15 protein-coding genes are annotated in these 23,267 nt (G+C 35.3%); 6 read left to right on the top strand and 9 right to left on the bottom strand.

Translation table 11 applies throughout. The annotated features are described in order from the left end of the window. Both EDB96_RS17075 and EDB96_RS17070 read right to left on the bottom strand, forming a co-directional pair. Positions 1 to 2,612: Ig-like domain-containing protein (locus tag EDB96_RS17075; RefSeq protein WP_134142163.1), on the bottom strand; the 2,612-nt coding region annotated here is incomplete at its 3' end. Between the two features lie 10 nt (positions 2,613 to 2,622). Further along, positions 2,623 to 3,327, bottom strand: a complete 705-nt coding sequence (locus EDB96_RS17070; protein ID WP_134142162.1) for a hypothetical protein — start codon at positions 3,325 to 3,327, stop codon at positions 2,623 to 2,625. Between the two features lie 605 nt (positions 3,328 to 3,932). Between EDB96_RS17070 and EDB96_RS17065 the strand changes: the two genes are divergently transcribed. Next, positions 3,933 to 5,501, top strand: a complete 1,569-nt coding sequence (locus EDB96_RS17065) for a helix-turn-helix domain-containing protein (RefSeq protein WP_134142161.1) — start codon at positions 3,933 to 3,935, stop codon at positions 5,499 to 5,501. 180 nt (positions 5,502 to 5,681) lie between these two features. On the opposite strand, the gene EDB96_RS17060 is transcribed toward EDB96_RS17065, so the two are convergent. The 7 genes from EDB96_RS17060 to EDB96_RS17030 all read right to left on the bottom strand — a co-directional run bounded on the left by EDB96_RS17060 (position 5,682) and on the right by EDB96_RS17030 (position 18,339). Next, entirely contained in the window at positions 5,682 to 7,754 is a 2,073-nt protein-coding gene (locus EDB96_RS17060) for a protein-disulfide reductase DsbD family protein (protein ID WP_134142159.1), read from the bottom strand. 102 nt (positions 7,755 to 7,856) lie between these two features. After that, positions 7,857 to 9,272, bottom strand: a complete 1,416-nt coding sequence (locus EDB96_RS17055; RefSeq protein ID WP_134142158.1) for an alpha/beta fold hydrolase — start codon at positions 9,270 to 9,272, stop codon at positions 7,857 to 7,859. After that, positions 9,272 to 11,278, bottom strand: a complete 2,007-nt coding sequence (locus tag EDB96_RS17050) for a TlpA disulfide reductase family protein (protein ID WP_134142156.1) — start codon at positions 11,276 to 11,278, stop codon at positions 9,272 to 9,274. Before EDB96_RS17050 ends, EDB96_RS17055 begins: the two co-directional genes overlap by 1 nt. A 60-nt stretch (positions 11,279 to 11,338) precedes the next feature. Continuing rightward, positions 11,339 to 12,736 (bottom strand): RagB/SusD family nutrient uptake outer membrane protein, encoded by a 1,398-nt coding sequence (locus EDB96_RS17045; protein WP_134142155.1) that lies wholly within the window; start codon positions 12,734 to 12,736, stop codon positions 11,339 to 11,341. A 10-nt stretch (positions 12,737 to 12,746) separates the two neighbouring features. Beyond that, on the bottom strand, positions 12,747 to 16,337 hold the full coding sequence (locus EDB96_RS17040) for a SusC/RagA family TonB-linked outer membrane protein (protein ID WP_134142154.1): 3,591 nt from the start codon (positions 16,335 to 16,337) through the stop codon (positions 12,747 to 12,749). 101 nt (positions 16,338 to 16,438) lie between these two features. Continuing rightward, the gene (locus EDB96_RS17035) at positions 16,439 to 17,644 is read right to left on the bottom strand and encodes a FecR family protein (protein ID WP_134142152.1); all 1,206 of its coding nucleotides are present in this window, start codon (positions 17,642 to 17,644) and stop codon (positions 16,439 to 16,441) included. A gap of 92 nt (positions 17,645 to 17,736) precedes the next feature. Further along, positions 17,737 to 18,339, bottom strand: a complete 603-nt coding sequence (locus tag EDB96_RS17030; protein WP_166669319.1) for an RNA polymerase sigma factor — start codon at positions 18,337 to 18,339, stop codon at positions 17,737 to 17,739. A 310-nt stretch (positions 18,340 to 18,649) separates the two neighbouring features. Here EDB96_RS17030 and EDB96_RS17025 point away from each other — a divergent pair, with 310 nt between their 5' ends. From EDB96_RS17025 to EDB96_RS17005, 5 genes are read left to right on the top strand one after another with little or no spacing between them, the layout of a single operon-like run. Then, the gene (locus EDB96_RS17025) at positions 18,650 to 19,786 is read left to right on the top strand and encodes an NAD(P)/FAD-dependent oxidoreductase (RefSeq protein WP_134142150.1); all 1,137 of its coding nucleotides are present in this window, start codon (positions 18,650 to 18,652) and stop codon (positions 19,784 to 19,786) included. Beyond that, entirely contained in the window at positions 19,777 to 20,490 is a 714-nt protein-coding gene (locus tag EDB96_RS17020) for a methyltransferase domain-containing protein (RefSeq protein ID WP_134142148.1), read from the top strand. Before EDB96_RS17025 ends, EDB96_RS17020 begins: the two co-directional genes overlap by 10 nt. Next, the gene (locus EDB96_RS17015; protein WP_134142146.1) at positions 20,487 to 21,539 is read left to right on the top strand and encodes a type III polyketide synthase; all 1,053 of its coding nucleotides are present in this window, start codon (positions 20,487 to 20,489) and stop codon (positions 21,537 to 21,539) included. Before EDB96_RS17020 ends, EDB96_RS17015 begins: the two co-directional genes overlap by 4 nt. 16 nt (positions 21,540 to 21,555) lie before the next feature. Further along, complete coding sequence (locus EDB96_RS17010) at positions 21,556 to 21,993, top strand: 3-hydroxyacyl-ACP dehydratase FabZ family protein (RefSeq protein WP_134142144.1); 438 nt, start codon at positions 21,556 to 21,558, stop codon at positions 21,991 to 21,993. Further along, positions 21,990 to 23,264 (top strand): beta-ketoacyl-[acyl-carrier-protein] synthase family protein, encoded by a 1,275-nt coding sequence (locus EDB96_RS17005; protein ID WP_057116031.1) that lies wholly within the window; start codon positions 21,990 to 21,992, stop codon positions 23,262 to 23,264. Before EDB96_RS17010 ends, EDB96_RS17005 begins: the two co-directional genes overlap by 4 nt. Positions 23,265 to 23,267: the final 3 nt, after the last annotated feature.

Below are 23,267 nucleotides of genomic sequence, written 5' to 3'. Positions count from 1 at the left end.
GCTGTAAGAGTTCCATCGGTAACCACATAAGGGAAAATTACCGGTGCTGCCGAATTAAAGTCCGCTGATGGCGTAAAAGTAATTACTCCTGAAGCCGAAATATTAACTGTTCCGTCTGGAACGGTGATAACCTGAGCTGAACCTGTTAATGCAGTTCCGTTGATTGAAACAATAGAAAGTGCATCGCCGTCAGCATCCGTGTCATTGATAAGCGGTGTTAAAGTAACTGTATTGTCCTCTGCAACTGTATATATATCTTTTACAGCTGCTGGAGCATTATTAATTGTTGGTGTAATCGTTTCAGAATTATTACCTAGAGTCACATCACTCTCCTCACCTGAAATACTTGCTGTATTAGCATAAATTCCTGTACTTTTCACAACTGCTTCCATTGTAAGAGTAGTACTGGCTCCATTGGCAAGATTTCCAATATTCCAATCTGGCGCTGACCATGTTCCTGTTGAAGGTGTTGCACTTACAAAAGTATAGCCTGATGGAAGAACATCTGTTACTTTAACTCCTGTTGCTGTACTTGGCCCTGCATTGGAAGCTGTGATTGTAAATGTAACTGTTGATCCAACACTTGGAGTAGCATTATTTACCGATTTTGTTACCGAAAGATCTGCCTTAACTACAGGTGCAGCAGTTGCTGAATCATTTCCTGCAGTACCATCAGGGTTATTTCCAGAAATACTGGCAGTATTAGTATATGATCCTGTCGCATTTACCGTTGTTGTAACTGATAAAGAAGCGCTTTCACCATTTGCAAGGGAACCAATCGTCCAATTGGGTGCTGACCAGGTACCTGACGAAGGCACCGCACTAACCAAACTATATCCTGATGGGAGTACATCATTTACAGTTACCCCAGTAGCTTTATATGGTCCATTATTTTTGGCTGTAATGGTAAAAACCACAGTATTTCCAACACTTGCTACAGAATTATCTGCCACTTTTGTAATTTCAAGGTCGGCAGGACAAAGCGCGGCATCAAAACTTCGAGTTGTAACTGATGTTCCGCCGCACGAGGTAGTTACAGTATATTGAACTGAAACCGTTCCTACCGCAGTAAAGTTCAAAGTATTTCCTGATAAGCTGCCAGGACCACTAACAATACTTAATGTACCTCCCGCAGGAGTTGGATTTAATAAAACAGGATCATCGACACAATATTTTGAATCTGGTCCTCCTCCTGTTGAAATCGGCTGGATAGCTGGATTGGATTCCGCACCACATATCTGCACATTCGCTGTTGCGAAAGTATAACTAGTTTCATTAGTACTATTACTAGTACCATCTCCCATACTTCCGCTAATTCTATGTCCTACATATCCAAACTTAGTTTCACAGCTTTTTACCAGCATCGAAGTATGTCCTCCAGTCTCAACGGCCAATATATTATCTGAATTCAGAAGGCCTCCCGGAGTTGTAGGATTATTAGCTGTACCACTTCCTATTCCAAGTAACGAACCGTTGCTGTTACCAAAGGCATATATTTTATTGCCGTTGGTTAAAACGTTTATAGCAGCATACTGCGAATCATGTTCTTGAGGGCTAAACCATTTAACATCATTCATAAGTGCAGTACTCGAAGAGTTATATCGCGGCTGAACCCAAGCTAATCTTTCAGTTGCAGTAGACCAGTCTCCTAATTGTCTGTTAGTGTTATTACCTAACGCGTATAAACTTCCATCTGTTGCCAAAATATAATGTGATCTCAGCGTACCATTACCAGTCGATCCAATCATTTTTGGTGTAATTCCAACTGGAATGCTCATTGGTGCGGCATAGTTTTGAGTTGCAGCAACAGTGCTGTTTCCTAAAAATACATTCACTCCCCACACATAAACAGTCCCATCAGATTTCAATGCCATAAGTCCGTCATTATTACCTCTGCAGGCCACCACATCAGTCAAAAATGGATTACCAGCCTCTGAAGTCCTTACTCTGTACCATGTTGTATTATTTCCCAAAGCTCCATTCCCTCTAACGGCAGCAGTTTGTGAAATTACCCACACATCGCCGCTGCAGGTAGTAATTGCAAGCGTTTTGTAAGTTCCAAACATCATCTTAACATCACCAGGTGCTACACCAGCCGGAAGACCATTAGTATTTCCGCCTATAGTAAGCTTTTGAAAAACAGCACTGGTAGTAAGCGATGCATCGAGCACCATCCCTGGTTTTGACCAAGCATACAAACCATCTGTCGCTAAAAGTATTCCTTGAACATTATTAGAAGAAGTACTTCCTAATGCTGCTTTTAAAGGAACTGCCCCTGCTGATAACGCAGGAAAATTAGTTCTGTTAATAGTTACAGGTGCTAACTGGTTTGCGCCTGTATTGGAAATTGTTTCACCCCAAGTCTGAAAAGATCCGTCAGAGGTTCTTACAATGGTAGTATGCCAGCTCGAAACAAAGTTATCATACTCTATAGTAGCAGCATTGTTATTTGACGCTGCTCCAAAATTCGATAAGTCTGTATTGGAACAGCCAGCTATAGGCGTAGCACATTGAGCGTTTGAGAGCTCAATGCCAGCAAAAAACACAACAAGTAGATATAGTGTGTTTTTTAAGTCCAATATTTTTTTAAAATTAAAGTAGTTTTTTATCATAAGTTATCGGTTATTTTATTTTCTGCGGCAGGTTATAGGTCTTTACTTCATTATTGAAATCATAAAAATCAAACATTAAATACGTTTCATTGTTTATAGTTCCTGAAACCTTATATTTGAGTATTTGATTTTTAGCTGTCAAAATAATCTCCTTTTCAACTGGCTCTGCGTTAAGCAATACGCCTATTCCGGCAACTGACATCTTTGGAGCTGGTAATTGGGTAATTGAATTATCTATTGATATAATTTCTGCAGGAACACTGATTATTAAATCTGAATAATTTTTTCCCCTTTCAAGCTTTTGAGAGAATTTGACTTTTGAAAAATCAAAAGATAGCTTTACAGGCTCTACCTTAACACGAAATCTTTTTGGAAAAACCGCATGATCACATTCTCCGTCATGTTTTGCGTTTTCCTGAAAGCTTACTTCGTATATACCAGGTTGTTTAAACTGGTAATTATTGATTTCGCTGCCATTTAAAAAATTACTGCTGTTGCTTTTAGAATTTGTAATTGTCCAAGTTGCGGCTGAATCAACATTTCCAAAATCAATTTTTTCATCAAAAGAAATTGTTTTATAGAACTGTTCAGAAACTGTACTTAGATTATTTTGAGCTGTAGTCTTGTAACTAAAAAACAAGCTGTACAATAAAAAATAAATTAAGAGTTTTTCGTTTTTGAAGCTGAATGAATTCCAGTAATTAGTCGATGTCATAAAATGAAAAATTTAGTTACGATAGCTTTTCGCTAACCGGGTGCGAAAATAAATATCTACATCGGGCCAAATTAGGCCGGCACTTTATCTATTACGTAAAAAGAAAAACATTCTATGCTGAAAAAAAACATATAAAGCTCGTTTACAGAACATTAAAAAAGCACATTGTAAAGTTCTTTTTGAAGCAATAAGAGCTGTGAGTATATAGAATTACTGACAAATGCATTCAAAGCAAAGATGCTGCTTCTCATTTTTTAGTTAATTGATAAAGCTTGAACGCTCAATCAAGAGAATAAAAGTAGTACAGTCGAAAAAGTTTGTTTTTCCCACTCAAAACTATTCCACAAATTATTTATAACGTAAAGATTTAATCTTGTGAATAATGCCTAGAATTAACTAACTTATTATAATTTTGACTACTTTAGAACATTGCTCTATTTTTAAATCTACTAGTATAAATATCTTTCAATAACAGAATCAAAATCTCAAGGATAATTGTAAAAAGTAGATTTTAAAAATTCTTCTAAAATTCTTACAACAGCTGTTAAAACGAATAATACTATTGCTATTAGCCTAATTATTTAATATTTACATTACTAATTTATATGCACCTAAAATCTTTTTTCATATTTACTATTCTTACTATTTTTAATTCTTTCACTTATTCCCAAAATTCAAAATACGATAAGGTTTTCTCGGAAACGGCTCAGGTTTTATTGAGCTCGAACCCAAAGAAAGCCTTGCATAATACTGACTATCTGTATAAAATTTCGCAAAATAATTTAGAAAGAATTAAAGCCTGCATGTTAAAGGCTACTATCCTGCGCCAATATGGGTTACGCAATGAAGCAATTTCTTCATTAAAACGAGCTGACAGTCTTGTGCTGATTGATCAAAATTATACAATGCAGGCACGAATAAATGGGTTCCTATCAACTCTCTACAGAGAAAATGAAATTTACAGTATAGGAAAAATTCATCTCCAGAAAGCAGTGGCTGTCAGCAGAAAAATAAAGGATAAAAACGAGATGTATAAATTTCAGGGGAATTTATCACAGGAACTTGCCTATTATGAGATGTATGCTTTAAATTATTCAAAAGCAATATCAAATCTTAAAGCAGGAAATCAATTGTTTAAAAAAGCAGGTGCAAGTATTGATGTCAATTTTCAGACCGCTGTAAACGATGAAATGATAGCTAAAAATTTCCTGCTGTTGAATAAAACTGACTCCTCTCTCACTTATTATCAAAAGGCATATAAGGAACTTGAAGCATCCCAGTCATCGCAAAGCCCGTTAAAAGGTTTTATATATAATGGATTTGCCAGCGTTTATACTGCAATAGGAGATTATCCCAAGGCGCTCCTGAATTATCAAAAGGCTGAAGAAATAGCAGAGGCTTCTAATTTTTTCACACTTAAACAGGAAGTATATACCTCTTTAATGGAATTTTATAAAAAAACAGATAATCAAAAATATATTGAATACAATGAAAGGAATGTAAAACTGACGAAGGATGATGAGTACAATCGCAAAATTATTGCAGATGATTTAATTAAAACCCTTCATAAAAAGCAGTCAATAAATCAGTCCAATTACAAAAAAAGCACCTATATTATTATTGGGATATGTATCTGCATTGTTTTACTTACCATAGGAATCTATTTCTATAGAAGAAAACAAGATTATAAAAAATTTAAAAATTTTATTGATAAAAATGCGGCGGCTACATTAAATGAAGAAAACGATCAAGAAGTATTGAAAGCAGTAACTGCTAAAAAAGATACGTCAAGAGAATATATGTCCGAAGCAACTGAAAATAGTATATTAAACGGATTACAAGAGCTTAAAAAGTCACACTATTATCTTAATAAAGATATCTCACTAAATTCTGTTGCTGCCGAACTTAATATTAACCAACGCTATTTATCTTATGTAATCAACAAGCATAAAGCAAAAGATTTTGCTAGCTACATCAATGAACTGCGAATAAATTATATCATCGACCGATTAAAAAATGATGAAAACTACCTAAAATATAAAATTAGTTATCTTGCCGATCAATGCGGTTTTTCATCACATAGCAGGTTTACAATTACATTTAAAAAAGTAACTGGAGTTTCTCCAATGAACTTCATTACATATCTGCAAAAAGAAAATGAAGAGAAAAAATAAATTAAATTAAAAAGAGCTGTTGGCAAAACAGCTCTTTTAGGTTTTTCAAATAGTGTACAAGCTTACTAATTCAAATACTTCTAAAATAATAATGAATGAAAAACCAATAATTATAATTAGATCATTAAACGGTTAAGGTTTCGATTTTACGCTGCAGTTATATACTTTTTGCAGTCAGATTTATTTTTTGAAATTTCTAATCCCTTCCTGTAGCCACTCATAGTAGCCGTTAATATCTGGATTATAAGCAGAGGGTTTGTTTAGATCTTTTTCTTTATGATCCATTAAAACGTAGTAAGGCTGCGCATTGGTTTTATATTTTAAAATCTGCAGTTCACTCCATTTCTGTCCTGTGTATTTCAAGACTTTACCAGTAATTTTAGAAACAACCTGTTCTTCAATTGGAAGTGGTCTTTTATCATCTACATATAAAGAAATCAAAACAACATCGTTATTTAAAACATTCAAGACTTTAGGATCTGGCCAAACGCGTTCTTCCATTTTGCGGCAGTTTACACAGGCATATCCTGTAAAGTCAATCATTATGGGTTTGTTTACTTTTTTGGCGTAAGCTAAACCTTGCTCATAATCATGAAAAGTAGGAATTCCGTTTGGACCACTTTCCGCGCCTTCTGGTAAAGCTGCTTTTTCTGTGTTTTGCGTTACTGTATTTCCAAAACCATTTGGTGATTCGCTGTATTGTTTTGCCGGAGGAAATCCGCTGATGTACTGTAACGGTGCTCCCCAAAGCCCTGGAATCATATAAACTACAAATGACAATACGATAATTCCTAAGCTCAATCTTCCAACAGAAATATGAGTTACAGGTGTATCATGCGATAATTGGATTTTCCCGAACAAATAAAAAGCCAATACAGTAAAAATAGCAATCCAAATTGCAAGGAATACTTCTCTTTCTAATAAATGCAGCTGCAAAACTAAATCAGCATTCGATAAGAATTTAAGGGCTAAAGCCAATTCTAAAAAGCCTAAAACTACTTTTACAGAGTTCAGCCAGCCTCCAGATTTTGGGAGCGAATTCATCCAACCTGGAAACGCTGCAAATAAGGCAAATGGCAATGCAATTGCTAATGAAAAACCTAGCATTCCGACAATTGGTGCAATTCCCGCCTGACTTGCTGCCTGTACTAGTAATGTTCCGACAATTGGTCCCGTGCATGAAAATGAAACTACAGCTAATGCCAACGCCATAAAGAAAATACCAAGAGCACCGCCAATTTCTGATTTCTGATCGATTTTGGTCAGCCATGAACTTGGCAGTACAATTTCAAAAGCTCCTAAAAATGATAACGCAAAAACCAGTAGGAGAAGAAAGAATACGATATTAAAAACAACATTTGTAGCTAAAGCATTCAGGGCATCTGCACCGAAAATTGCTGTAACCAGACTTCCCAAAATCACATAAATCACGATAATAAAAATACCATACATCACTGCATTTTTAATTCCTGCAGCTTTATTTTTACTTTGTTTGGTAAAGAAACTTACTGTCATAGGGATCATTGGAAATACGCAGGGCGTAAACAAAGCCGCAAGACCTCCTAAAAAGCTGAAGAAAAATAATGTCCATAAGCTTTCATCAGGGGCTGTTTTTCCTGTTGAAGCTTTTTGGTCCGTATTATTTACGTTTTTAGGAATGTCTGTGCTGGCAATAGAAACAGAATCTGTTGTGTTGTTTGTGGTATCCTGTTTAGCAGTAGATTCATCTGTGGCAGGCGAATCGGTATTTTTTTGAGCTGTACTTAATGCTGAAGTTTCATTGTTTTGAAACGGCAGATTTGATTTTTTGAATGTGAATTTAACTTCCTTATCGGTTGGAGGCAGGCAGCTGTTATCATTGCAGACCATAAAAAATATGCTGGCATTGATGGTAAAAGCATCTGCAGATTTTCGTTCTATATCTTGGGTGAAAACTGCTTTGTCTGCAAAGTATTTAATCCTCATTTGAAAAACCGGATCATCTACCTCATGTCCCTCTGGCTCAACAACAGCTCCAATAGTTTTAAAATTTTTCGATTTAGGAAAAGTAAAACTTGTGGGTGCAGGCCCGCCTTTTGGCACATTCTGAGAATAAATATGCCAGCCTTTATCGATCTTGGCCGTTATGATTAGGGTATATTTGTTCTCTCCAATTTCTTTTACGGAAGAAGTAAACGAAACTGGATCGTAAATTTGGGCAGTAAGGTTACTTACCGCAAAAAAAATTGCGATAAAAAGAAATATTTTTTTCATGTTATTGGAATATTTAGAATTGCCTTGTGCAGCTTTCAATCCTCCGCAGCCATTGTTAAATTTCAAATCCTGACAATGGCGGGAGAAATGTTTATTAGATAATTATTTTTTATACCTTGACAAAATCCAATTAGAGATGTCCTGCAAAACTTCGGGGGCAAAAACCTCATCGATTTCTTTACTTTCACTCTGCTTGCAGGTTATGCAGTGCTGATACATATGATTTAGATTTGGATAGATTTTGGTTGTGACGTCGCTGCTTTTGAGGTATTTTTTAAAACTTTCCAGATTTTCCTTTGCGGGAACCTGAATATCTTTATCTCCATTTACAGCCAAAACTGGAATTTCAATTTTTGGCAGATAATCCTTGGGATCGTAATGAATCGAGTAACGGTACCATCTGCGTTCTGCATCTTTACTGTAACGGTATATAAAATCTTTCTCGCGTCCGCCCCACATATGAATCTCTTTTAGAGTAGTCGAATCCTGTGTTTTGAGCCACTGGTCCAGTTTTAGCTGCAGTACCGGTGTTACAGAATCTGTTGGTTTTGTATCATAAACGGCTTTAAACATGATGTTATACATTTCCATTTGTTTATTCACTACTTTGTCTGAAAAACCATAATTTTTGAGAATTGCCGTGTTTTGCAGGTTTAGCATTTCAAGTCCGCTTACTGCAACACCTGATAAACTTACCATAAACTTTACATTTTTATTTCTAGCACTCACAATTGAAGCGATCATCCCGCCTTCGCTGTGGCCGATTAATCCAATATGAGAAGCATCAATATTTTTATCACTTTTTAAGTATGCAATCTGCGCATCAACATCATCTGCAAAATCTCCTGTTGTTGCATTTTTAAAATCGCCCGACGTCTTACCTGTTCCCCTGTCATCCACACGCAGAGAAGCAATTCCTTTTCTGGCGAGTTCATCAGCCAGAACGGTGAAAAATTCCCTGCCCATATAGGTGTAGTTTCGGTCATGCTGTCCAGTTCCAGAAATTAAAATTGCCAGAGGATACTTCTTTTTATCCTGCGGAATTGTTAAGGTTGCTCCGTAGGTTAATTTGGTGCTTTTTCCTAGAAAAGTCATATCAATAACCTGATACGGATATGGCTTTTTAGGATGCTGCGCAAAAAACAAAGGCTGTATTTCTTTTTCCTTTTTTAAAACAACTGCTGTATTTGGAATGGAGTAATAATTAAAGATTCCTAAAATAGCCGTTTTCTCTGGGTTATACTTTCCTTTAAAAGAGAAACCATACATCTCATTTTTAAAAGACAGGCTGTCTCCTTTTATTTCAGTAACTACTTTTTTATTGATATCTAATTCAGGAATACTCACACTCAGCGAATCTGTTTGGTAGCTGTTCATATTTCCCGATAAAATAATACGGTACGAATGATGCTGGCCTTGCCAGATAGTTTGTGCAAAACTATACTGGCTGGTCATCATCAAGAAAATTAACGATCTTAAAAGAAGGTTTGTTTTCTTTAAATTAAATAATCCTTTCATTATTTTTTCTCTGACTTTAAGTACTCAACAATAATTGAAATTTCATCTACCAATTCGCTTGGGCTTCCAAAATATCCGTTTGACATCCAGCGTAATTTTCCATCGGCATCAATAATCATTTTCTCTGGAATACCAGAAAATTTAAATGCTTTCGAGTACTGCTCATATACTAGATCTAACTTTCCTGTTTTAGGATTTTTTCCATCATACAGTATATTAAAATCAAATCCTTTTTCTTTGATAAATGCCTGGGTCTGCTCTTTATAATCCTTTATATATTCCTGCGTATCTACAAAATAGAATTTTACGTTCGCATCTTTTTTGTATTTTTCAACTGCCATCTGCATTCCCGGCATAGCATTTTTACATGGTCCGCACCACATTGCCCAGAAATCAAGTACTACGATTTTTCCTTTTTGATCAGATAGTTTTACTCTGCCGCCTTTGCTGCTTTCTAAATCAAAACCTGCAATTGGAAGGTTTATCAATTCTGAAATTACTTTCTTCTTATGTTGTTCAATATTGCTTAAAGATTTTAAAGATTCTAAGTAAGCCTCAAATCCTGCAGCCGCACCACCTTCTTTTAGGTAAATTTCTTTTAAAGAAGCCAGCATCTGTGGTGTTACCTGATTTTGTTTTACTGCAAGTGCCATATAATTTTTAGCATCGGCTGTTTGTCCTTTTCGTAACAGCATTCTAGTATATACCTCATTGTATACAGCATCATTATAACCGTATAAAGGTTTAATTTTTGCCATATATTTTTCTTCTACATCATAGTTTTTTGTTGCTTCAGCCAATTTAGCATAAGTAAAATATTCTCTGACCATCATTTGTAAAGCCTGCTCCTGCCATTCTTTCAATGATAATTTTCCAGCAAACATTTTTGGTACATAGGTTAATCTGTTTTCCATTTCTCCCATAAAAATATCTGCATACTTTTTTAAAGTTTCTATAGAAGCTTTTTCAGTTCCTTCGTGATCTCTGTCAAAAGGAATTGATACTAAGTGCCAGTGATAGTCCAATAAGTTTGTAAAAGAAACTGATTTTACACTGTTAAGAGCATAATTGTAATCCTTATTATTTACGATATAGCCATAAACGATTGATTTAATCATTTTATCATAATACAAACTTTCTACATCAGTATAAACATCTTCAAATTTGCTTTGCGGAAAGTTTTTATTGAATTCATCATATGATTTTACTTTTTTAGAAAAATCAGGTTCTTTAAATATATCCTGAATTTCTTTGTCTCTGGCTAAAACACCAAAAGGATATTTCGTTACTAAAACCTTTTGAACAGAATCTGTAAATACTTTATTTGTCGAATTATCTAATAAATACAATGTCTTTTGAATATCATATTGTGTTGTATTATCTAGATTTTTTTCGGCTAATAAACCTCGTAATTCTTTCTTGATAGCTGCAGACTGATCGGTACCAGTTGAAAGCTGTTTTAATTTTAATCCGTAGTAAAAAACTTTTTTGCGGCTTTCGGGATGGTATTGCAATTCATAGTTGATCCACATCAAACCAACCTGATCTGCAATGTATGCGCTGTCACTTACCACATTTGGAACTTCATTTTGAAAGGCCCTGCTTCTCAAAATTCCCCAGCCTGTATACGCTCCGGGAACTTGTGCAAACATGTAAGCATGAGGCATTCTTTGTCCTCTGTCAACTATGGTATCGGATTTGAAAACGCAGTTAATAAACGAAGCATGCTCTGAAAGTTTCATTTTGGCTTCCCATTTTTTATCTCCTGCGGCTTTTAAAGTAATATCATTCGTAATCCATTTAAAATTATCATAGGTATACACTACCCCATTTACATACATGGCATTGGCCAGCGGTCCGTCGGCGGCATTATAAGTTATAGTGATCTCATCTCCTGGATTTGGATGTTCAGGAGACAGAACAATTTTCTGCATCGGTGCTGCATCTTGTGCCAATAAACCTGTTGTGATACTCAGAAAAAATAGTACCAGTTTTAATTTTTTCATTTTCTTTTTTTGAATTTAGTGCACCCGAAAAAATCGAGTGCACATTTTTAATTAAATAAATTATGGATTCTGTTGTAAGTTTGGAGCATATTCAAAATAAATTGGAGCAAAAGGCATTTGATAACGATCACTATTTGGGGCAAGTGTGAAGGTTTGTCCTGCAAAATCATGGGTAATGGTTTTGGCAAATTCGGGTTCTTTGTTTAAGCGTTTTAAATCAAACCATCTAAAGCCTCCAGTTGCCATTAACTCTCTCCTTCTTTCTGCTAAAACTTTGATTAGAGCGTCTTTACTGTCTGCTGCTGTCATAGCAGTGTATTGTGAAGCTCTGAATCTTTTTTGTCTTAATTTATTTATTTCTGCCATTGCTAAATCGCCAGAACCTGCTCTCGCCAGACATTCTGCTTTTATCAGCATCATTTCAGGTACAGTAGGGCCTGCGTTTCTGCTTTCTCCTGTCAAACCTTCTTTAGAATATGTTCTTCCTAAAGTATATTCCGAATTAAAACTGCTTGATGGCTGTGTAAAAAGTACGTAGCGTAAATCATTGGTATCAAACGAATTGATCAACTCATTGCTTAACGATAATATTTGCGGTGCATAAGAGTAAGAACTATATCCATTCCATTTTGATAAAATCAATTCTTTATCAAGTTTTCTTGACGGATAAGCCGCAAATTCATAATCTTCCAGATTGTTAAGTGTGTTTTGTAATGCTAGTGCTTTTTCGGCATTTTCCAAAGCCAGCGGATAATTACGCATATACAAATAGGTTCTCGCCAAAAGTGCATATGCCGCTGCTCTGGATGGAAAGGCCACATTGTTGCCAGAATTTACAGGTTTTAATCCTGAATTTACTGCATCATTAAGATCGCTAAGAATTAGATTGTAAGCATCCTGTACAGAACTTCTTTTAATGTCATCTGAAACAGTTGGTGTTGTAAAAAGAACAATTCCCAGATCTGTAGCCGAAGTATTGGCATCATACGCTTTTCCAAAAGTATTCACCAGCGTTAGAAAAATAAAAGCACGATGTACTTCTGCTTCACCCTTTATGGCTGCTTTTTCGGCTTCCGTTCCATTTTTACTTTTCATTACTTCATTGATAACTACATTAACAGTGTATAATGCATTATAAAGATTACTCATATCATAATCCGTCTCACCGTCAAAATAGACAACATCAGACCATTTATACAAATTTCTAAAAGGTCGAAGGTAATCTGCAGCCGCTAATGCAGTGGTATGAGCTTCATTTTGAAAACTAATATCATCTGATGCTACATCTATACTACCATAAGTTTTGTCTAATGTAGAACTGTTATTTAGAAGATATCTATAATTTGATGTTTCTTCAGGTATTAGTTTCCCTTCTGTTTTGATATCCACATAATTATCACAGCTTAAAACAAGAACTCCCGCTGCAGCAATTGCTATGTATTTTAAATATTTTTTCATCTTTAAAAAATTAAAAATTAACATTAAAACCAATTGAATAAATCGCCGTTGCAGGCAGTTTCATATTAGCTCCTGTATAAGGTAAAAAGTCAGGATCTAAGCCATCTTTATTTTTTCTCCAGAAGAAACCAAGATTTCTAGCTGTAAAATTTACCGAAGCCCCTCTTACAATTCCTCTGTCAATCAGACTTGTCAAATCATATTTTAATGAAAGTTCTCTGAAACGGATATGATCTCCTTCAATAATTCTGTCATCTGCAAACATATATCTTACATAACTTAGTCCTGTTGACCCCTGAATTCCTGGTACAGAAGTTGTCGCTTCGTCTCCTGGATTTCTCCATCTTTGATCGATATCTGTATTTAAATCATATTGATTAAATCTGCCCTGTCTGTTTACGTAACCTCCGTAAGTTGGTTTAAATAATACATAATCAAACTTGTAAGTTGCCAAAATATATAATGACAATTTTTTATAATTGAAAGTCTGGCTGAAACTTCCGTAATACGAAGGAATGTTAGTTCCCATGTACTTCATGTCCGCAATATCTTTTAGAGAAGTAAAAGAATTTACGATATTACCATCTTTATCATATACCTGAGTTCTTCCAGTTGCGTCTAATCCTGCTGACCTAAAAGCAAAAATACTGTTCAACGGGTAGCCTTCGATAGGCGGCGTACCTCCTGAACCATTTAAATACTGGCTGTAGTTTTGGAAACGAGAATCTGTAACTTCTGTCTTATTGAAAGAAACTACTAGAGCAGAATCCCATGAAAAATCTTTTGCTTTAAGGATGGTTCCATTTAAACTTAAATCGATTCCATGCCCTGCTAAAGTTGCTGCATTTTGTACCAACGTATTATTTGATACACCATAAAATGGTGATACAGGGAATTCTACAATTAAATCTTTACTGTCTTTTTTATAATATTCTATTGTACCATTTAATCTGCTGTTTAAGAGCGAAAAATCCAATCCAAAATTTAAGATTGCTGTTTTTTCCCAACGCAAATTAGGGTTTGCCGGCTGGCTGATAAAAGCATAAGGCTGCTGTGAAAAAGTATCTAAATCACTTAAACTTATGTTTGTAAAAGGGAAAACATTTAAGTTGATATTTCCGTTAAATCCGTAACTCGCTCTGAAAGCTAAATTATTAACTAAGTTTACGTCTTTAAGAAAAGATTCTTCTTTAATATTCCATTTAGCTCCGGCAGACCATAATGGTGTTCTTCTTAATTTTTTGCTTACTCCAAAATTGTTGTAATCGTCTAATCTTGCGCTTCCTGTAAGTGTGTATTTATTTTTGAATGTATAACCTGCATTTGCATAATAAGATAAAAATCTTCTGCGGAAATCTTTATGCACATTACCATTGCTTAGAGTATAATTATATCCGTTAACGTCTACATAATTTTGTGATGGGATATCTACAGAAGTCTGCGTTTTTGAATTGTAACCATAAAGTGTTCTCGAATCCTGAGTTTCACCAGTCTCTCTTGCTTCAATACCTCCCATAGCATTAATCAAATGATCTTCACCAATGATGCCGTCATAATTTAGCTGTCCTCTCATGGTAGAACTCATTTTTCCGAATGTATTATTTTGAAAAATACCTCCTAATGGAATTCCGTATACTAAATCACCGCTACTGTTTATTGATGTAGCAGAATTAACCATATCACGAGCGTAATAGGTATTTTCATTATAGATATTGTCACTTGATGAAGTTGAAGTTTCTACAGAATAAGTACCAACAGCATCTAAGCCTTTTAATAAAGGAAGTGTAGCAGAAATGGTAGCTCCAAAGTTCTGCTCATCCATTGTTCTGTCCATATTATTTAATTCATCGATGTAATTGTACGTCCAAGGCAGATATCCTTTTTGCTCCAACGGAATTGTTTGTGCAGCATAATAACGACGGTAATAATCAACTGAATTACCATTATCTCCAACAATTTGATCGTAAGGCAATAAAGTTGTTGGTGAAGTTCCTAATGGAGAAAGTCCTAAGGCATTATCATTGTATTTAAAAATCGACCCTCTTAAGCTGGTTGTCATTTTTACATAATTAAAAAGCTTAAAATCCTGATTAGATAGTAAAGTCAAACGCTGTCCGCTATTTCCTTTTGACTGAGTTTCCTCTTTAGAATAAGAACCTGACATGAAATAAGAATAATCATTTTCTGCTCCGCTAAAAGACAAATCATAATTCTGGCTTGTTGCAGCTTGTAGCAAATACTGCTCTGCCTGACCATAAGTATTACGACCGCGTAAAACATCTAACCCGGCATCTCTCTGAGCCTGTGTGATCTGCCCGCGTTTGTACTGAAACATTAAATCCATTCCCTGGCTGACCGGCGTAGTAAGCATGTAGGTTACACTTGCCGGATCTGTAACCAGATTTTTATCTACAAATTCCTGCTCTAAATTTAAAACCTGAGACGAATTCATCAGGGGTAATTTTGATAAAGAAGGTTTGTTAGAGAAACTATAATTTTGAGAAAAATTAATTCTGGTTTGTCCTTGTTTTCCTTTTTTAGTATTAATTACCATAACCCCATTTGCCGCTCTTGCCCCATAAATAGAAGCTGCAGCTGCATCTTTTAGAAAAGTAATTTTTTCAATATCATTTGGATTTATCGTTCTGATGTCCAATTCTGTAGGTGTACCATCAAGCACAACTAATGGCATTGAATTAGTTCCAAAAGAATCAAAAGTAGATTTTCCTCTAATGGCAACATTATAGCTAAATTTTCCCTGATTACTGCCAAATTTATTTTGATATACAAAAGTATTGTCTGAATCCTGAATATCCAGCTGCAAACCCGCAACTTGACCTTCTAATCTGTGTAACACGTTATTAACCGGAACTTTTTCTAAATCTTTTGCCGTAATTACAGCAAAAGAACCTGTAGAACGTTCTTTATCAATATTTTGATAACCTGTAGAAACGATTTTTACTTCATCCAGTTTGCTGATATCTTCCAGCATGATGGGATTGATAATCAAACTGTCAGAAACTATAATTTCTAGTTTTTTATAACCCATATACTCAAAAATCAGTACATCACCTTTTTTGGCCATGATTTCATACGAGCCGTCAAAGTTGGTAATAGCACCATCTTTTGTGCCTTTTACCCAGACAGTTGCACCAATTAAATATTCTTTTTTTGAATTGGTAACAACTCCCTTAATTTTTACTTTTTCTTCCATTACAGAAGTTTGGACTGTCTTTACTTTTGGGTTTAGTGCAATAACAATCAGTTTGCTGTTTACAAATTCTGCCTTATAACCCTCACCAATTAATTGTTTAATTACTGCCATAACATCGGCATTATTGACAGCTATATCAACTCTTCTCTGTGCATCAAATACATCATCGCTATAGAAGAATTCCACATTGGTCTTGCGGGTAATAGTTTTTAAAACAGCCGATACAGATTGGTTTCTTGCCTTAATAGTGACTTTCTGCGCATAAGCGAAAGCGACTATATGGGTAAAAAATATTGATAATATTAGGGATTTCTTCATAATGGCAAGAAATTTATCCCAAAGAGCGGATTTTACCCCACAATCTTTTGCGGATAGGTTTTTTTTCATACTTTTAAATGTTTTGGTTGGTTAATAGATTTTGACTTCTTTTTTTCGACTGAACAAATACTCGCCGGGAAATACTCGCAATATTTTCCGGTTTTTTTTATTTACTTAGTTACGGTTACTTCATAGTTTTGGTTTATTTTGGTTATTTTATAATTCACATTCGATGTTTTACTGATAATATCCAGAAGGCGGTCTATAGGTTCTTGTTTTAAAACAACACCCGTAAACTTGATCTGCTCCAAGGATTTATTCTCAAACTTGACATTAAAGTTGTACCATCTGGACATCTTGGTCAAAATGCTTTTCAGGCTTTCGTTTTCAAAATAAAATCTACCGTCTTTCCATGCCGTGTAAGCCGCAGGATCAACTTCTGTTATTTTGATTTCTTCATTTTTATGATATATTCTTGCCTGCTGTCCTGGTGTTAAAACAACAGACGTCTTTTCTGATTCAGTGGAAATACCTGAAACCTTAACTTTCCCTTCTGCCAGAGTTGCTGCAAATAATTGATCTTCTGTATAAGAACTCACATTAAAATGTGTTCCTAATACTGTTACATTACCTGACTTTGTTTTTACAGTAAATGGACTGTGCGGATTTTTAGCTACTTCAAAATAAGCTTCTCCTTCAAGAGTAACTATTCTTTTATCTGAGCTGAATTCAACTGGATATTTCAAGGATGATTTTGAATTTAACCAAACCTTTGTGCCGTCCGAAAGGTTTACGGCATAGATACCGCCCACAGGAACTATTAAAGTATTATCCCCCGTTGAAGTTGTTCCGTTTAAATCTTTGGCATCATAAACCAAAACACTATTTACATTAGAGATCACACCATTTTTAGAAACAATTTTTTCCTTTTTTGGTTCTAAGGAAACAACTGTCCCATCTGCCAAAACCAAAGTTGGGTTATGGTATACTGGAGCAATGCTTCGAACTACTACTTCATTTTTTGGATTGATTTCACTATTTCTAAAAATAAATACAGCAGCAAGTCCAAGCAGGACTACAAAAACTGCTGCGTATTGTAGAAACTGTCTGTAGTTGAAAAATGAAATTACAGGTGCATGATCCTGCCTGATCTTTTCTCTGACTCTTGCAAAAGCGGCATCTGTATCAATACAGTTGTAAAATGCCTCTTTGGATTTTAAGGTTTCAAATCGAATCAGCTTTTGATAATACTGCTGATTTTCCGGCACCGAAAGCCATTGCTGCAGTACAGCATTTTCTGCCGTAGATAAACCGCCCTCAGAAAGCTCTTTTCTTATAAGATCAGCGATTAGAAATTCTTTTTTTTCTAAAGACATATTTTTAATATTAAGTATCTATTATTAACACTTTAAGTAAATGTTATATAACTAAGAGTACCAAACACTAAAAAAGGGTGGAAAGATTTAAGTTAAATTTTCAAAAAAAATAAAAAAAACAGTAATTCTGGGTAATTTGTAAGTTTTGTCTTTAACAATTCAATAGCACGTGAACGTTGTGATTTGACAGTGTTTATAGAAATATTAAGCTGGAGTGCAATATCTTTGTATTTCATTCCTTCTAAGCACGAAAGTTCAAAAACTTCTTTACATTTTTCAGGTAGAGAATCTAAGGCAGTGATCAGGACAGCATAAACTTCCTCTTCGAGAATATTAAAATCAAATTCAAGCGCATTATCAGAAGCTTCATCCTCAAGCTTAACCTTTTTTTGCTGTTCTTTTAAGGCTCCTAGAGAACCGCTTTTGACCATTTTATAGATATACGATTTCACATCATCCACTTTTTCAAATTTCAAACGGTCCTCCCATAATTGCAGCATGACATTTTCAACTACTTCTTCTGCTTCAAATTTATCCTTCAAATATTTGAAACTATAGCTTACAAGTCTTGGATATAAGGAATAAAAAAGTTCCTTATAGTATTCCTCGTCAATTTTAATATGTTGCTGCTGTGGATTAATTTCTTTTCTGCTTTTATTGTAGCAAATATATATTTTTAATAAACAAAACTGCAATATCTAAAACCAATTGATACAAAATACCTAAAATCATTGCAAAAAAGCAGGAAAATAAACACTTTTTACGAGATTAATCTAATAAAGAGTTACAATTTAGTATTTACAGTTTAATGCTGTATCATCTTTGAGTGTTTGAATATAAATAATAAAAAACATTTGATTTTTAGTTTTGTTAAAATGTTTCATTATTGCCCCCTTTTGTCTCATAAACTTATTACAGAAATGAAATCTTTGGATGTAGTTAGAGTGCAAAAATATATCTAATAAAGGTTATGTTGTTTCATATTTAATGCCTAAATTGGTAATTATGAAAACAAATTCTGATGTATTAATTATTGGCGGCGGACTGGCTGGTTTAACAGCGGCTATACATCTATCACAAAAGAATTTGAAAATAACACTGCTTGAAAAATCAAGTTATCCCAGACATAAGGTTTGTGGCGAATATATTTCAAATGAGATTTTACCTTATCTGGTTTGGCTTGGCGCCGATGTTTCAGAACTTCATCCAACAAATATTTCTAAATTTGAATTTACTGCTAATAACGGCAAAACTGCAAAGGCGGTACTTCCGTTAGGAGGATTTGGAATAAGCAGGTATGCACTTGACGATTTCCTATATCATAAAGCATTAGCCAACCGCTGCTCTATCTTTAAAGAAAATGTTACTGATGTTTCTTTTAGTAATGATATGTTTACCGTTACTACTTCAAATCAAATTTTAACGGCTAAAATTGTTTTGGGCGCTTTTGGCAAACGTTCCAATGTAGATCAGGTTTTAGATCGGAACTTCTTTCATAAAAAATCACCGTGGCTGGCTGTAAAAGCACATTATTCGGGTAATCTTGATAACGATCTTGTAGCACTGCACAACTTTAAAGGCGGTTATTGCGGCGTTTCTAAAGTAGAGAACAATCTCATAAACATTTGTTATCTGGCAGATTACGCCACTTTTAAACAATATAAAAATATTGAGGATTACCAGCAGCATGTACTTTATAAAAACAAACATCTAAAATTTATTTTTGAAAACAGCAAACTTGTTTTTGATAAACCACTTACCATAAGCCAGATTTCTTTTGAGAAAAAAAAGGTTGTAGAAAATCATATTATAATGATTGGCGATACGGCAGGACTTATTCATCCGCTGTGCGGCAACGGAATGGCGATGGCAATTCACAGCGCAAAAATAGCATCAGAATTGGTTGTAGAATATTTTTCGAATGAATCAATTTCCCGCGAAGAATTAGAAAAAAAATACAGCAAAGAATGGAAAAAACACTTTGGCAAAAGATTATTTATGGGAAGAATTCTGGCCCGCATCTTAACCTATAAAACGATTACCAATCTGTTCATTACAATCGCAGCATCATTTCCCGCTCTTTTGAAAGGAATAATTAAACAAACACACGGAAAACCTATAGCAATTAATAAATGTCCATAAATACCAAATACAGAACGCAGGAAACCGAAATAATGGATGATTTTTCTCTTCAGGGAGAAGAATTAAGGGCGGCACTTGATCAAATTGCAAACATTAATCAATTACTCGGTGGGAATAAAGTTACGCTTCACGGCGTAAAAACATTAGTAAAAAAGCTCGACAAAACTAAAACAATTACAATAGCTGATATTGGCTGTGGAAATGGAGATATGCTGCGCATGCTGGCAAAATTCGGTCAAAAAAACAAGCTTAATTTACAACTTATCGGAGTAGATGCCAATGAATTTACTGTAAATTATGCCAAAACATTATCGACAGAATATCCAAATATTGACTATAAATGCATGGATATTTTTAGTGAAGATTTTAAAGCTTTTAAGTATGATATTGTTCTATGCACCCTTACCCTGCACCACTTTTCAAATGAGGAAATATTAAATATAATTACTATCTTTAATAAGAATGCCAAGGCCGGAATCATTATCAATGACCTGCATCGAAGTAAAACAGCATACCGTCTTTTTGAACTGATCTGTTTTATTTTTAATTTGAACAGAATGTCGCGCGAAGATGGACTGATATCTATTTTAAGAGGATTTAGAAAGAAAGAACTGGAAGAATTCTCTAAAAAAACAAATTTAAAAAACTATACCATAAACTGGAAATGGGCTTTCCGCTACCAGTGGATAATTACGAAAAAATGAGTGTAAAAATAGTTACTGCTGCCAAGCAGCTGCCACAATATTCACGTGAAACGGCCGATATACTTCCAATGCTGGAGGGCTGGCTTCACGGACAAGACGAACGTTTTATAAAAAAAGTAAAAAAGATATTTGAAGGTGCAGCCGTTGACAAACGTTATTCTATAATGGATCCTGCTGAAGTTTTTACCGCAACATCATTTGAAGAAAAAAATGATATTTATACTCGCGAAGTTATAATTTTAGGCGAGCAGGTATTGCAGAATGCGCTCGAGAAAGCAAATTGGGATCCGCAGACGCTTGATTATATCATTACTGTAAGCTGTACTGGTATAATGATTCCGTCATTGGATGCTTACCTCATCAATAAAATGAATTTGAGACAGGATATTATCCGTCTTCCTGTTACAGAAATGGGTTGTGCTGCCGGAATATCCGGTATTATTTACGCCAAAAACTTTCTGAAAGCTAATCCCGGAAAGCGTGCAGCAGTTATAGCTGTAGAATCACCAACAGCAACATTTCAGCTTGATGATTTTTCGATGCCCAATATTGTAAGCGCGGCTATTTTTGGAGATGGAGCTGCCTGCTGTTTACTTTCTTCTTATGAAGAAGATTATGGCCCAGAAATTTTGAGCGAAGAAATGTATCATTTTTATGAAGCAGAACACATGATGGGATTTAAACTGACCAATACAGGCTTACAAATGGTTTTGGACATTGAAGTTCCCGACACGATTGCATCGCATTTTGGTGCTATTATTCACCCGTTTTTGGGGAAAAATAATTTAGAAATCAAAGACATTGACCACATGATATTTCATCCTGGTGGCAAAAAAATTGTAAACACAGTTGAAACTCTTTTCGCTGGCTTGGGAAAAAATATTGATGATACTAAAGAAGTTCTCAAACAATATGGCAATATGTCGAGCGCAACAGTATTATATGTTTTGGAACGAATTATGGATGGAAATCCTAAACCAGGAGAAAAAGGTTTGATGCTTAGTTTTGGGCCTGGATTTTCCGCACAAAGAGTTTTATTACAATGGTAATTTTTAGAAATAAATTATGGAATTGACCGATATTATAGCAAAGCTACCTTACAGCAAACCTTTTTTGTTCGTAGATGAACTGCTTCATGTTGATGAAAATAGCGTTACCGGAACTTATACTTTTAATGAAAACCTTGATTTTTACAAAGGTCATTTTAAAGATAATCCTGTAACTCCAGGTGTAATCCTGACAGAAACCATGGCGCAGATTGGTATGGTCTGCCTTGGCATTTACCTGCTCGGTGATAGTTTTAATAAAGATACAGTAATTGCTTTTACCTCTGCCGATATGCAGTTTTTAAAGCCCGTATATCCAAATGAGAAAGTAACAGTAACTTCTCAAAAATCATTTTTCAGATTTGGAAAACTGAAGTGTGATGTCATTATGAAAAACGAAGCCGGACAAGAAGTCTGTAAAGGTATTTTGGCTGGTATGATTACTAATAAATTATGAAGAAGCGAGTTGTGATAACAGGATTAGGCGTTGCGGCTCCCAACGGAGTTGGAATTGAAGCGTTTAGTCATTCCATAAAAAACGGAATATCGGGAATTCGGCATGATGCACAACTACAGGAATTGCAGTTCTCTTGTCAGATTGCTGGTCAGCCTCAAATATCTGAAGAACTTAAATCACAATATTTTACAGAACTGGAACTTCGCGGTTTTAACAGCACGGGCATTTTATATGGTGTAATTGCAGGTATGGAAGCCTGGGAAAATGCGGGATTATCAATAGAAATTAATGAAGAGCCTGATTGGGACAGCGGTACTATTTTTGGCTCTGGAACATCTGGTATCGATAAATTCCGCGAAAGCATTTATAAAATAGACGAATTACAGGTGCGAAGGTTAGGCAGCACTGTTGTAGCACAAACCATGAACAGCGGCATAAGTGCCTATTTGGGTGGAAAGTTAGGACTCGGAAATCAGGTTACCACCAACTCATCTGCCTGCGCAACTGGTACAGAGGCTATAATGATGGCCTATGATCGCATACAATCCGGACAGGCAAATCGCATACTGGCAGGAAGTACAGGCGACAGTGGTCCTTATATTTGGGCGGGTTTTGATGCCTTACGTGTCTGCAGTTCAAAATATAATGATAATCCGGAACAAGGTTCACGACCTATGAGTGCCACGGCTGCAGGATTTGTACCCGGAAGCGGCGCCGGGGCATTAGTAATAGAAGATTTAGAAACTGCTTTAAAACGCGGCGCAACTATTTATGCCGAAATATTAGGCGGAAGTGTAAACTCAGGAGGACAGCGCGGTAACGGAAGTATGACAGCTCCCAACGGCACAGCAGTACAGCGATGTATTACAACTGCAATTGAAAATTCTGGTATTTCTGCTGATGCTATTGACGCCATAAACGGACATCTTACCGCCACTACAAAGGACAGTTTTGAAATTGAAAACTGGACAAAAGCACTAAACAGAAAGGGCACTAACTTTCCGTATATCAATTCCTTAAAAAGCATGACCGGACATTGTCTAAGCGCAGCCGGAAGTATCGAAAGTGTCGCCACAGTATTGCAGCTTCATGAAGGTTTTGTTTTTGGAAATACCAATTGCGAAGACCTTCATCCGGAAATTACGGCGCTTATTGATTCCTCAAAAGTGCCTTCAAAAACGATTAATATAAATCCTGAAATAATTGCCAAAGCAAGTTTTGGTTTTGGCGATGTAAATGCTTGTATAATTTTAAAAAAATTTCAAAAATAAATA

It is taken from the genome of Flavobacterium sp. S87F.05.LMB.W.Kidney.N (genome assembly GCF_004366435.1).
Taxonomy (GTDB): Bacteria; Bacteroidota; Bacteroidia; order Flavobacteriales; family Flavobacteriaceae; genus Flavobacterium.
This window is presented reverse-complemented; position numbering and strand designations above follow the sequence as displayed.

Excerpts from the sequence above, each read along its gene's own strand:
- EDB96_RS17020 (WP_134142148.1), top strand. The coding sequence starts at position 19,777 with ATGTCCATAAATACCAAATACAGAACGCAGGAAACCGAAATAATGGAT.
- EDB96_RS17050 (WP_134142156.1), bottom strand. The coding sequence starts at position 11,278 with ATGAAAAAATTAAAACTGGTACTATTTTTTCTGAGTATCACAACAGGT.
- EDB96_RS17060 (WP_134142159.1), bottom strand. The coding sequence starts at position 7,754 with ATGAAAAAAATATTTCTTTTTATCGCAATTTTTTTTGCGGTAAGTAAC.
- EDB96_RS17025 (WP_134142150.1), top strand. The coding sequence starts at position 18,650 with ATGAAAACAAATTCTGATGTATTAATTATTGGCGGCGGACTGGCTGGT.
- EDB96_RS17055 (WP_134142158.1), bottom strand. The coding sequence starts at position 9,272 with ATGAAAGGATTATTTAATTTAAAGAAAACAAACCTTCTTTTAAGATCG.
- EDB96_RS17005 (WP_057116031.1), top strand. The coding sequence starts at position 21,990 with ATGAAGAAGCGAGTTGTGATAACAGGATTAGGCGTTGCGGCTCCCAAC.
- EDB96_RS17045 (WP_134142155.1), bottom strand. The coding sequence starts at position 12,736 with ATGAAAAAATATTTAAAATACATAGCAATTGCTGCAGCGGGAGTTCTT.
- EDB96_RS17040 (WP_134142154.1), bottom strand. The coding sequence starts at position 16,337 with ATGAAAAAAAACCTATCCGCAAAAGATTGTGGGGTAAAATCCGCTCTT.
- EDB96_RS17035 (WP_134142152.1), bottom strand. The coding sequence starts at position 17,644 with ATGTCTTTAGAAAAAAAAGAATTTCTAATCGCTGATCTTATAAGAAAA.
- EDB96_RS17015 (WP_134142146.1), top strand. The coding sequence starts at position 20,487 with ATGAGTGTAAAAATAGTTACTGCTGCCAAGCAGCTGCCACAATATTCA.
- EDB96_RS17010 (WP_134142144.1), top strand. The coding sequence starts at position 21,556 with ATGGAATTGACCGATATTATAGCAAAGCTACCTTACAGCAAACCTTTT.
- EDB96_RS17070 (WP_134142162.1), bottom strand. The coding sequence starts at position 3,327 with ATGACATCGACTAATTACTGGAATTCATTCAGCTTCAAAAACGAAAAA.
- EDB96_RS17065 (WP_134142161.1), top strand. The coding sequence starts at position 3,933 with ATGCACCTAAAATCTTTTTTCATATTTACTATTCTTACTATTTTTAAT.